General features: G+C 73.0%; 10 protein-coding genes. 3 read left to right on the plus strand and 7 right to left on the minus strand.

What is annotated here, in order from left to right; genetic code table 11:
• Positions 1–768: 768 nt before the first annotated feature.
• The 3 genes from disA to IEZ25_RS21520 form a co-directional block, all read right to left on the minus strand.
• The gene (gene disA, locus IEZ25_RS14185; RefSeq protein ID WP_318152237.1) at positions 769–1,851 is read right to left on the minus strand and encodes a DNA integrity scanning diadenylate cyclase DisA; all 1,083 of its coding nucleotides are present in this window, start codon (positions 1,849–1,851) and stop codon (positions 769–771) included.
• Between the two features lie 162 nt (positions 1,852–2,013).
• On the minus strand, positions 2,014–3,411 hold the full coding sequence (gene radA / locus IEZ25_RS14190) for a DNA repair protein RadA (RefSeq protein WP_191200077.1): 1,398 nt from the start codon (positions 3,409–3,411) through the stop codon (positions 2,014–2,016).
• 42 nt (positions 3,412–3,453) lie between these two features.
• The gene (locus tag IEZ25_RS21520; protein WP_224748980.1) at positions 3,454–4,416 is read right to left on the minus strand and encodes an ankyrin repeat domain-containing protein; all 963 of its coding nucleotides are present in this window, start codon (positions 4,414–4,416) and stop codon (positions 3,454–3,456) included.
• Positions 4,417–4,903: 487 nt separating this feature from the next.
• Between IEZ25_RS21520 and IEZ25_RS14200 the strand changes: the two genes are divergently transcribed.
• From IEZ25_RS14200 to IEZ25_RS14210, 3 genes are all read left to right on the plus strand, one after another.
• Positions 4,904–5,947, plus strand: coding sequence for a LacI family DNA-binding transcriptional regulator (locus IEZ25_RS14200; protein WP_191200078.1), 1,044 nt, complete (start codon positions 4,904–4,906; stop codon positions 5,945–5,947).
• 72 nt (positions 5,948–6,019) lie between these two features.
• On the plus strand, positions 6,020–6,529 hold the full coding sequence (locus IEZ25_RS14205) for a SigE family RNA polymerase sigma factor (protein ID WP_191200079.1): 510 nt from the start codon (positions 6,020–6,022) through the stop codon (positions 6,527–6,529).
• Positions 6,526–7,773: a hypothetical protein gene (locus tag IEZ25_RS14210; protein ID WP_191200080.1), complete on the plus strand. Its 1,248-nt coding sequence runs from the start codon at positions 6,526–6,528 to the stop codon at positions 7,771–7,773. Before IEZ25_RS14205 ends, IEZ25_RS14210 begins: the two co-directional genes overlap by 4 nt.
• Here the strand turns inward: IEZ25_RS14210 and IEZ25_RS14215 are convergent.
• The 4 genes from IEZ25_RS14215 to eboE are packed head-to-tail and all read right to left on the minus strand — an operon-like array spanning position 7,767 to position 11,740.
• Positions 7,767–8,450 (minus strand): class I SAM-dependent methyltransferase, encoded by a 684-nt coding sequence (locus IEZ25_RS14215; protein ID WP_318152238.1) that lies wholly within the window; start codon positions 8,448–8,450, stop codon positions 7,767–7,769. The genes IEZ25_RS14210 and IEZ25_RS14215 overlap by 7 nt on opposite strands.
• 4 nt (positions 8,451–8,454) lie before the next feature.
• Complete coding sequence (locus tag IEZ25_RS14220; protein ID WP_191200081.1) at positions 8,455–9,093, minus strand: VOC family protein; 639 nt, start codon at positions 9,091–9,093, stop codon at positions 8,455–8,457.
• A gap of 59 nt (positions 9,094–9,152) precedes the next feature.
• Positions 9,153–10,523 carry a nucleotide pyrophosphatase/phosphodiesterase family protein gene (locus tag IEZ25_RS14225; protein ID WP_191200082.1) on the minus strand — a complete coding sequence of 457 codons (1,371 nt, stop codon included), beginning with the start codon at positions 10,521–10,523 and terminating at the stop codon, positions 9,153–9,155.
• A 47-nt stretch (positions 10,524–10,570) separates the two neighbouring features.
• Positions 10,571–11,740 (minus strand): metabolite traffic protein EboE, encoded by a 1,170-nt coding sequence (gene eboE, locus IEZ25_RS14230; protein WP_191200083.1) that lies wholly within the window; start codon positions 11,738–11,740, stop codon positions 10,571–10,573.

The following is an 11,740-nucleotide window of genomic DNA, read 5'->3' on the forward strand; positions in this document are numbered from 1 at the left end:
GTGGTCCACCCACCGTCCTGCGTCGCGAGCGTGGCCCGGCCTCCGCTGCAACGCGTGTCGTCGAACGCTGCGCCCGAGGGCGGCGACATCCTGCCGGGCTCGGAAAATCGGCGGACCACCTCGGGATCGAGCGGTGCGTGAGACAGGTTCTCGGCGCTCTGCTCGTGTCCCACTGACCGCTGTCCGGGTGGTACGGCCTGCTCGCCTCGGGGCCACATCGCGGACACGTGTCCGAGATGTGGCCCTTGGTCGAGCGGGTCGGGGGCCACTTCTCGGACACGTGTGTCAGGCGTCGCCCCGCGCAGCGCGATCGAGGGGCGAGATCGCGGACACGTGTGGCGATGGTGGGCGTACGACGAGAGCGCGGGCCACATCTCGGACATGTGTGTCAGACGTCGGCCCGCGCAGCGCCATCGACGGGCGACATCTCGGACACGCGTGGCGATGGTGGGCGTACGACGAGAGCGAGGGCGACATCTCGGACACGTGTGTCAGACGTCGCCCCGCGCAGCGCGATCGTGGGGCGAGATCGCGAACACGTGTGGCGATGGTGGGCGTACGACGTGAGCGCGGGCGACATCTCGGACACGTGTGTCAGATGTCGCCCCGCGCGGTGCCCTCGAGGGGCGAGATCGCGGACACGTGTGGCCGTTGTAGGCGGCCAAGCGGGTGGAGGGCCACTTCTCGGACACGTGCGGCGGTTGCGGTCCCGGGCTGGCCCGGTCCGCCCACGCCCCGAGCCGTTGCGTCGCTCGCGGCTGCGGGTACTCAGATGTAGCGCTCGGTGATGCTCGACTCGGCGAGGCGGGAGAGGCCCTCGCGCACGGAGCGGGCGCGGAGCTCGCCGACGCCGTCGACGGCCTGGAGGTCGTCGATCCCGGCGGAGAGCAGCTGCTGGAGGCCGCCGAAGTGGTCGACGAGCCGGTCGACGACCGCGACCGGGAGGCGCGGCACCTTGGCGAGCAGGCGGTAGCCGCGGGGTGCGACGGCGGCGTCGAGGTGCTCGGCCCCACCGAGGCCGATGGCGCGCGCGACGGCAGCAGGGTCGACGAGCTCGGTGGGGGAGAGGCCCTCGAGCTCGGCGAGGTGGGACTCGGGGCTGGCCTGACGACGCCTGCCGGAGGGAAGGTAGTCGCGGACCACGAGCTCGCGCTCGGCGTCGACTCCGGTGACGAGCTCCTCGAGCTGGAGGGACAGCAGTCGTCCGTCGGTGCCGAGCTCGAGGACGTAGTCCTCGATCTCGCGGGCGATCCGGATGACCATCTCGAGGCGCTGAGCGACCACGGCGACGTCGCGCACGGTGACGAGGTCCTCGATCTCGAGCGCGGACAGCGTCGCGGAGACCTCGTCGAGACGGAGCTTGTAGCGCTCGAGGGTGGCCAGGGCCTGGTTGGCGCGGGACAGGATCTTGCCGGAGTCCTCGAGCACGTGGCGGATCTGGCCGACGTAGGCCGCGATGATCTGCATCGACTGGGAGACCGACACGACCGGGTGGCCGGTCTGCTTGGCGACGCGCTCGGCGGTGCGGTGCCGCGTGCCGGTCTCCTCGGACGGGATCGTGTGGTCCGGCATCAGGTGCACCGCGGCCCGGTGGATGCGGGTGATGTCCTTGTCGATGACGATCGCGCCGTCCATCTTGGCCAACTCGCGCAGCCCGGTCGCGGTGAAGGGCACGTCGAGGGTGAAGCCGCCGGTCGAGATCGACTCGACCAGCCGGTCCTGGCCGAGCACGATGAGGGCACCTGTGCGGCCGCGGAGGATCCGCTCGAGACCGTCGCGCAGCGGCGTACCGGGTGCGATCGAGGCCAAGGTCGCGCGCAGCCTGAGCTGCTCGTCGTTGCGCTCTGCCACCGGGTCCTCCGCGTGCTCTGTCCGTGGCGCCCCCGTGCGCCCCCGGTGAAGTGTAGGGCGCGGGCCCGGTCTGGACGCTCGCGCGGTCAAGGCGTGAGGAAGCCGTGACCTGCCGGTCCCGGCACCGTGCGGTGGCAGCCGCGGTGACGGGTGCGGCGCGGTCTAGAGCGGAGGCGTCAGGTCGAGGGTCAGCAGGGCGCCGAAGACGTCGTCCACCTCGACCACCCGCAGCCCGTCGACCGTGCGGTGCGAGGGGATGCCGCGCTCGCCGGCGAGCACCCGACCGCGGGGGACGACGGCGACCTTGAAGCCCAGCCGGGCGGCCTCGGCCACGCGCTGGGGCAGGTCGCGCACGCGGCGCAGCTCGCCGGCCAGGCCGATCTCGCCGATCGCGACGGCGCCGCGCGGTGCGGGCACGCTGAGGTGGGAGCTGGCCACGGCGACGGCGATCGCCAGGTCGGCGGCCGGGTCGTGCAGCCGGGCGCCGCCGACGGTCGCGACGAACGTGTCGCTGCCGGTGATGCGCAGGCGGGCATGGCGCTGGAGCACCGCGAGCACCATGTCGACCCGGGAGGACTCCACGCCCGAGACCGTCCGACGCGGCCGCTCCAGCGGCGACGGCGTGAGCAGGGCCTGCACCTCGGCGAGCAGGGGGCGGCGCCCCTCCATGGTGACGGCGACGCACGTGCCGGCGACGTCTTGGGAGTGGTGCTCCACGAAGAGGCCGGTCGGGTCGGTGACGGCCTGGATGCCGTCGGAGGAGAGGTCGAAGCAGCCGACCTCGTCGACGGGGCCGTAGCGGTTCTTCATGGCGCGGACCATCCGGAAGCGGGAGTTGCGCTCGCCCTCGAAGTGCAGGACCACGTCGACGAGGTGCTCGAGCACCCGCGGGCCGGCGATCGAGCCGTCCTTGGTGACGTGGCCGACGATCATCGTGGTGATGTTGCGGGTCTTGGCGACCCGGATCAGGGCGGCAGCGACCTCCTTGACCTGGGTGACGCCGCCGGGGACACCGTCGATGCCGGAGGCGCCGATGGTCTGGATCGAGTCGACCACGATCAGCGTGGGACGGACCTCCTCGATGTGGGTCAGCACCGCCCCCAGGTCGGTCTCCGCGGCGAGGAACAGCTCGTCGTGGACGCCGCCGGTGCGGTCGGCGCGGATCCTCACCTGGGCGGCCGACTCCTCACCGGTGACGTAGAGGGTGCGCTGGCGGGTGCGGGCGGTCTGCGCGGCGACCTCGAGGAGCAGGGTGCTCTTGCCGACGCCGGGCTCACCGGCCAGCAGGATCGCCGCGCCGGGCACCAGGCCGCCGCCGAGCACCCGGTCGAGCTCCGGGACGCCACTGGGCCGCGCGACGGACTCGGTGATCGGGACCTGCCCGATCGGGATGGCGGGGGTCGACACCGGCCCGGCGGCGGCGCGCAGCGTGGGTGCTCCCGCCTCGGCGACCGAGCCCCAGGCCTGGCACTCGCCGCAGCGCCCGACCCACTTGACCGTCTCCCAGCCACACTCGGTGCAGCGGTAGGTGGAACGCTGCCTGGCGGTCTTGGTCGACATGGCGGCCACGCTAGGCGAGGCCACCGACACCCGGGCGGACGCTCACCGGGAGAGGAGGGCCGCGATCTCGTCGTACCCCCGGGCGCGCGCATGAGCCAGCGCCGTGACGCCGTCGCGGTCCGGGATCGAGCGGTCGGCACCGTGGCGCAGCAGGATCGTCACGATCCGCTGCCAGCGCTCGGTCCCCTCGCCGAGCACCACCGCCTCGAGCAGGGCGGTCCAGCCGAGGTCGTTGACGTGGTCGACGTCGATGTCGGTGTGCTGCAGTGCCCAGCGCACGTAGGCGACGTGGCCCCGCTCGGAGGCAGGGATGATCGAGACGCCTCCGTAGCGGTTGCGCAGCGTGACGTCGGGGTCGAGCGGCAGGAGCAGCTGGCCCATCGCGACCGACCCGGTCACTCCGGTGACCAGCCACGGGGTGTCCTGCTGTGCGTCGACCGCGTCGGGGTCGGCGCCGAGTCGGGCGAGGAGGTCGGCCACCTCGAGACGGTCGTCGATGACCGCGAGCAGGAGGGGCGTACGCCTGCGCGCATCACGCGCCTCGAGCGGGGCACCTGCCCGGACCGCCAGTGCCGCGCCGTCGGCGTCGCCGCTCGCAGCGGCGCGAAGGAGCGCGTCGCGGGGCCGGGGCACCGGGTCGTCGGCGCGGGCCAGCAGGCGGGCCAGGGAGTCCAGGCCGCGAGAGCGCGCCAGCTCCTGCGCCGTCGTGACCTCCCCCGAGCGGATCGTGGTGTCGGCGCCTCGTGCCAGCAGCTCTCGCACCTCCGCACGGGCGGCGGCCGGGTCGTCCGCTGCGGCGTCGACGGCACTGAGCAGTGGCGTCGGTCCGGGGTCGGGCGTGTCCGGCACCTCGGTGGACGGGGGCGCCACAGGCGTCGAGGGCCCGGGGCGGACGTCGGGCGTGCCGCCGGGGCCGACCGAGCACGCGGTCGCCGCGAGCAGGCCGACGAGGACGACGGCCGCCCGGACCGGTGTCGGGCACGGGCGTGCATCTGCGTGTGTCACGACACGATCATCCAACCGCCCACCAACACCCGATCACCGACGACGCGGCCGGTCCAGACCGCATCTCCACAGGACGGCCGAGTTCTTGTGGATCGAGATCCGAGCCTGTGGATGAGTGTGGGTCCTGCTGGGGACGGGAGGCCCGGATCGGTGGACGAACCGGTGGACGCGAGGTCGCGTCGGGAACCCCCTTGCGCGGCCCTCGTCCGAGCGCGTAGAACTTCTCCCACGCCGCCCGGCAACGGGAGGCGGGATGACTCGGAGACGAGGGTCCATCCGGTCAGCTCGCTTCGGCGGGCCGGCCGCCGCGACTGGGTGACGCAGGCGTGGGGACCGTCGAGGAGGAGCCATCGACCGGAGGTCGTCACATGATCCGGTCGCCCGAAGGGCCCTTGCGACTCATACTCGCGAGGGCCCTTCACCCGTTTGAGCCGCGGACACGGGCTTATAGTGCTCGCACTTGGATCGATCAAGGGGGCACGGGGGAATGGCGCGCATCGAGAGCCGGCCCGGCAGCCAGCTGCCGGTCACGCCACCGACCCTCGCCGACGTCGCCGAGCGCGCCGGCGTCTCGCGCCAGACGGTCTCCAACGCGGTCAACAACCCCGACCTGCTGCGCCCCGACACCCTCGAGCGCGTCCGGCAGACGATCGCCGAGCTCGGCTACTCGCCCAACCGCGCAGCCCGCAACCTCCGCACCCGCACGTCCCAGCTGATCGGCCTGCGCTTCGCCCCGGTCCAGGAGGGCACGGCCAACGCGGCCATGGACCGGTTCGTGCACTCGCTCGTCGAGGCGAGCGAGGAGGCCGGCTACCACGTCCTGCTCTTCCCGGGTGACGACGAGGACCCCGTGGGCGGATACGACAACCTGCTCCGCTCGACCGCGGTCGACGCCTTCGTGGTCACCGACACCTACCTCGGCAACCCGCAGGCCGCCTGGCTCAGCCAGCAGCGCGCACCGTTCGTGGCCTTCGGCCGGCCCTGGGACGACGAGGAGCCGCGCCACATCTGGGTCGACGTCGACGGCGCGGCCGGCACCCGCCTCGCCACCCAGCACCTCATCGACCGCGGGCACACGCGCATCGCGTGGATCGGCTGGCGCAAGGACTCCCCGATCGGCGAGGACCGGCGTGCGGGCTGGCTGAGGACGATGCACGACAACGGCCTCTCGACCACCGGCCTCGCCTCCCGCGTGGAGGACGTCGTCCACAGCGGCGCCGAGGCGGCAGCCGTGCTGCTCGACGAGTCACGCCCGACGGCGTTCGTCTGCGCGTCCGACACGCTCGCGATGGGCGTGATGCACACGCTCTGGATCCGCCAGCTCGCCCCGGGCCGCGACATCGCGGTGGTGGGCTTCGACGACTCCCAGGTCGCGCAGGTCTACCCGGTGGGCCTGACGTCCGTGCGCCAACCGCTCGAGGACGTCGCGGTGGAGATCGTGCGCACCCTGCGGCTGCTGCTCACCCACCAGCCGGTCGAGACGTGGGGTGTCCTGCTCGAGCCGACCCTGGCGATCCGCGAGTCCAGCTGACCCCGACGTCAACCGGCCCGGCCCCGCCGTCGTCCTTTCGGGCAGAGGACCGACGACGAACGAGGAGGGGCCGTGGCCCGACGAGACGACGACTTCGTCGCCTTCGTGGACGCCCGCTCCGCAGCCCTGCTGCGGACGGCGCGACTGCTCACCGCGGGTGACCAGCACGCTGCCGAGGATCTCGTGCAGACCGCGCTCGAGAAGGCGTACGTCGCCTGGGCGCGCATCGAGCGCCGGGGCTCCCAGGAGGCCTACGTCCGCTCGATCATGACCCGGGCCGCGATCGACCGCACCCGCCAGCGCACCCGGCGCGGTGAGGTGGTGACCGACGAGGTGCCCGACGTGCCCGTGCACCAGGCCGGGCCCGAGGACCGCGACCAGGTCTTCGCCCTGCTCGCACGGCTCTCCCCGCGGCAGCGCGCCGTGATGGTGCTGCGCTACTACGACGACCTCTCCGAGGCGCAGATCGCAGAGGCGCTCGGCTGCAGCGCCGGCGCGGTGAAGTTCCACGCCTCGCGCGCCCTGGCCGTCATGCGCGGCCTGTCCGCCGACACCCGCGACTACTCAGGGGCCTCCCGATGACGCTCGACACCCAGCTCCGCACCCAGCTCACGTCCGCCGTCGACGACACCACGGTGCCGCCCGGCCTGGCCCGCACCGCTCTCGCGGGTGGCCGGGCGCGGCGACGCCGACGCGACCTCGGTGGACTGGCCCTCGGCGTCGCAGCGGTGGTCGGCGGCGTTCTCGCCCTGCCCCACGTCGCTCCCGGAACCGCCGACACCCAGGTCGCCGACTCCGGTCGTGGCAGCCAGGCCGGCCTGGAGTGGGCGCGCTCGCTGCCCGAGGGCCAGGCTGCCGCGCTGCCGTTCTTCGGCCGGGGCGGTCTGTGGTCGAGCGGCGAGGTGTTCGCCGTTCCGGAGGAGGTCAACCGGTCGATGGCCCCGCAGGAGGTGGCCGGGGGTTGGCTGGTCTTCCTCGGCGCGGGCGAGAGCGACATCGCCGTGGCAGTGCTGTCGCGTGACGGCACGCTGCGCAGGCTCCCCTCCGAGACCTGGGACCACGGCATGGGTGACGCCCGCGTGGTGGTCTCACCGGACGGTCATCGTGCCGCGCTCGGCAGGTGGGTCGTCGACCTCGACACCATGACCACCACCGAGGTGCCGCACCAGCCGCGGGCCGACGGGACCGACGGCTACTACACCAACCTGCGGATGGCCGGCTTCACCGACGAGGGGCTGATCTACGAGGGTGCCCCGTTCGACCGAGGCGTCGGAACCCCGTACCTCCTCGGCGACGACGGCAGCACCGTCGAGATCGACCCTCCGGACGGCTACCGCGACACCCATGTCCCGGCGGATGCGCTCCTCGTCTACGACGACACCACCGACCCCACCGGCACCTGCGTGACCGGCTACGTCATCGAGGACGCCGCCTGGAGCCCGATCGGCCACGGGTGCGCGGACAGCACGATCCAGCGCACCTTGTCGGTCTCGCCCGACGGCCACCACCTGCTCACCTCCGACCTGCCCCGGGTCTGGGATGTCCGGGACGGCGAGTGGGACGAGGTCGACGTGCCGCGCGACCTCGTCGCGTCCTGGGGCGAGGCCTGGATGTATCGCGCGGCGTGGGAGAGCGACGACAGCTTCGTGCTGCCGGTCGCAGACCCCTGGGGCGGCGACGGGCAGGTGCGGGGCTACGACCAGACCGTGCAGGTCGTGCGCTGCACGGTGTCGACGGGCGTGTGCGAGCGCGCCGGAGCCGAGCAGGACGTCCGGGTCACCCAGACGTGGTCCGGCAGCACGATGGCGAGGTTCGCCGCTCAGTAGTGGCGCCACCAGAGGTTGACGGCGTAGTCGACCGTCGTGCCGGTGTGGGAGGCCAGCGCCTCCTCCGCGGCCTCGGGCGGCAGCTCGATGCGGACGACCGACTCGAGGTCCTCGCGCGAGCCGAAGGACCAGCCCATCTCGACCGGCCGGCGCCGCCAGCCGTGCATCGACCAGAACCGCTCCACCGCCACCGGGTCGACCTCGGGGAAGCCCCGGCGGAACCAGCGCCCGAACGTCGAGCGCGTCGGGTCGTTGTCGATCACGAACGCGGTGCCACCGCGGCGTACGACGCGGTCGAGCTCGCGCAGCCCCGGCTCCGAGCCCGGGCCGAAGAAGTAGGCCCAGCGGGCGTGGGCGACGTCGACCGACGCGTCCGGGACGGGCAGGGACTGGGCGCCGCCCTCGAGGACGGAGACGTGCGCGAGCGAGCGCGTACGCCGACGGGCGAGCGCGACCAGGGGAGGGTGCGGCTCCACGCCGACGACCCGGGCGGCGCTCGCAGCCCACAGCGGCAGGTGGAAGCCGCTCCCGCAGCCGACGTCGAGCACGGTGCGACCGGCCCAGTCCCCGATCTCCCGCATCGCGGTGGCGATGCGGTCGTGCGGGTCGGCGGCACGGTTCTCGAGCTCGTAGAGCTCGGGGGTGTTCCAGATGTTCGGGCTCGGCCGGGGTCTCACCCGATCAGAGGCGCACGAGGCCGTTCGGCGTCTGGAGCTGCACCGCGACGATGCCCGGGGTGCCGTTGGGGGCGACCCACTCGACCTTCACGTCCTCCAGCGGGGACTCGACGGTCTCGCCGAGCCACTCGCTGACCCGCTGCGGGTCGCCGGCGATCTCCAGACAGGCCAGGGAGAAGTCACCGGTCGAGCCGCTGCTCGGGTGCATCCCGGGGTCCGACTGCCACTGGACGAAGAAGGGCAGCTGCGGGTCGGAGAGCAGGCCGTTGACGCCGATCTGGCGCCACAGCAGCTCGGTGCCGTCGGGACGGTGGCGGTTGCCCTTGACCGACTCGCGGCCCAGGCGTGCCTCGATCGGCTCGATGTCGTCGACGGAGACGACCCAGCCCATCCAGCCGCCGCCGAGCGCGGATCGCGCGCGGACGGCCTGGCCGAACGGGGCCTTGTCGCTCGCCGGGTGGTCGAGCACCTCGACGACCTCCATGTAGGTGCCGTCCGACAGCGGGAGGATCATGTTGCGGGTGCCGAAGCGTGGGTGCACGCCGCCGTCGACGAAGTCCGTGCCGAGCAGCCCCCCGAGGCGCTGAGCGGTGCTGGCGAGTCCATCAGGTCCGGCGGCGAAGCTGACGTGGTCCAGGCGCATGCAGAGATTCTGGGTCGTCCACGTCCCGCGTCCGACACCGGGGTCAGGTTTTCTTGACGTCAAGAGGTGCGGGCGAGCCTCAGGATGAGGTCGCGCACGTCGGTCGCGGGCACCGACCCCGAGACCGTGTCCGGAGTGCTGCAGAGCACGACCGGACCGCCGGCGGGGTCCTTCGGCAACCGGCCGTGCGTGCCGCGGACGGGTGCCGGATCGAGCGGCACGACCTTCATCGCGTAGCGCAGCCCGGCCATCTTCCTGGCCAGCGTGAGGCCGGCCTTGAGCTTGACCGCGCGGTCGTCGGGGTCGAAGAACAGCTCGGCCGGGTCGTAGCCGGGCTTGCGGTGGATCTCCACGCCGCGCGCGAAGTCGGGCGCGCGCTCGTCGTCGAGCCAGTAGTAGTAGGTGAACCACGCGGTCTCGTCGGCGACCAGCACCAGGTCGCCGGCACGCTCGTGGTCGATGCCGTACGCCGCCTGTGCCTCGCGGTCGAGCACCTGGTCGACGCCGGGCAGGTCGGCGCAGAGGCCGCGCACCGTCTCGAGGTCGGCGTCGTCGTCGACGTAGACGTGCGCGACCTGGTGGTCGGCGACCGCGAACGCGCGCGAGGTCCAGGGATCGAGGTACTCCATGCCGTCTTGGGTGTAGACCTCGAGCAGCCCCTGGCGGCGCAGCATCCGGTTGACGTCCACCGGCTGGTCGGCCGCGGTGATGCCGTACTCCGAGAGCACGAGCACCGTGACGCCGGCGCGCTCGGCGTCGTCGAGCAGCGGGGCGAGCGCACCGTCGACGTCGCGAGCGGCCTGCGCGGCCTCGGCGGAGTCGGGACCGAAGCGCTGGAGGTCGTAGTCGAGGTGCGGGACGTAGCAGAGCGTGAGGTCGCTGCGCGGCATCAGCCGCCGGGTCGCCGCGATGATCCACTCGCTGGAGACGATCGAGGCGGTCGGGCCCCAGTAGGTGAACAGCGGGAACTCGCCGAGCGCGCCGACGAGCTCGTCGTGCAGCTCCGGCGGACGGGTGTAGCAGTCCGGGGCCTTCTTGCCGTCGGCGTAGTAGATCGGCCGCGGGGTGACGGTGTAGTCGGTCGTGGCGCCCATGGCGTACCACCAGCAGACGTTGGCGACGGTGTAGTCGGGGTGCTCGCGGCGCAGCGTCTCCCACACCTTCTCGCCCTCGACGAGCTTGTTGTGCTGGCGCCAGAGGAAGACCTCGCCGAGCTCGCGGAAGTACCACCCGTTGCCGACGATGCCGTGCCCCCGGGGCGGTTCGCCGGTGAGGAACGTCGACTGGACCGAGCAGGTGACGGCTGGCAGGACCGGCTCCAGCGTGGCCTGTGAGCCCTGGTCGGCGAGGCGCCGCAGGCGGGGCATGTGGGTGAGCAGGTCGGGCGTGAGGCCGACGACGTCGATGACGAGCAGCGGTGAGTGGGCCACGGTGGCGTCCTGTCCTGAGGGTCCGAGAAGGAGGGATGGGTGAGGGGTCAGTCGAGCGGGGTCAGGCCGAGGGCGACCAGCTCGCGGTGCACCCAGTCGAGCTCGGCGGCCAGACCGGCCGCCAGCGCCTCGTCGTCGGCGGGTGCGCCGTCGGGGAGGACCGACCAGGTGTAGGTCTCGACCTCGAGGTGGTCGGTGCGGGCGACGTCGCCACCGAGCAGCGCGGCCAGCGAGGAGCGCAGCTCCTCGCGGCTGTTGCGCAGCGGGGGCGCGGGGTCGGCGTGGACCGGGACGTGGAAGTGGACCCGCCAGGGTGAGCGGACGTCGAGCGGCCGACGGCCCTCGAGCGCGTCGGGGAGGTCGTCGCGCGATGCGAGCCGGTGGCCCACCTGCTGGCGCACCTGGTGCAGGAAGCGGTCCTCGGAGTACGCCGTGAGCGCGGCACGCGCGTCGGGGTCGGCCGGGTCGTCGACGACGAGGGCGGCCGCCGGCTGCACCTTGACCACGTCGAGGCCCGCCGCGTCGAGCCGCTCGAGGGCTCCAGCAGCGTCCTCGAAGCCGACGGCGAGGTGGCACAGGTCCAGGCACACGCCGAGGCGCTCGCGGTCGGCGGCCTCGAGGCGCTCGACGGCCTCGGCGATCGTCTCGATGACGCAGCCGGGCTCGGGCTCGAAGGCGACGCGGACGGTGCGCCCGGTCTCGGCCTCGATCTCGGCCAGTCCCTCGGCGAGCGCCTTGAGCTGGAGCTCGGCGTGGGCCTGCCGGTCGGCCAGCCACGGTGCCCGCCAGGCCAGTGGCAGCGTGGAGATGCTGCCGCGCACGGCGTCCTCGGGGAGCAGCGCGGCGAGCACCCGGGCGACGTCGAGGGTGTAGTCGAGCCGGGCCTGCTCGGCCCAGGTCGGGTGGTAGACGCGCTTCTTGACGACCTCGTCCTGGAACGCGGCGTAGGGGAAGGCGTTGAGGGTGACCATCTCCACGCCGTGCTCGGCGGCGGTGTCGCGCAGCCGGTGGAGGGAGTCGGGGTCTGCGGCCAGGCGGCGGGCGGCAGCGGCCGGGAGCCACATGCCCAGTCCGATGCGGTCGGTGTCGAGGTGGCGCCGGAGCCGGTCGCCGTAGGAGCTGACCTGGTCGATCAGGCCCTCGACGTCCTCGGCGGGCAGCACGTTGGTGCCGTAGCCGAGGTGCACGACGGTGCCGTCGGGGTGGCGGAGCCTCAC

Origin of the sequence: Nocardioides hwasunensis, assembly GCF_014779665.1 — a bacterium.
GTDB classification, from domain to species: domain Bacteria; phylum Actinomycetota; class Actinomycetes; order Propionibacteriales; family Nocardioidaceae; genus Nocardioides; species Nocardioides hwasunensis.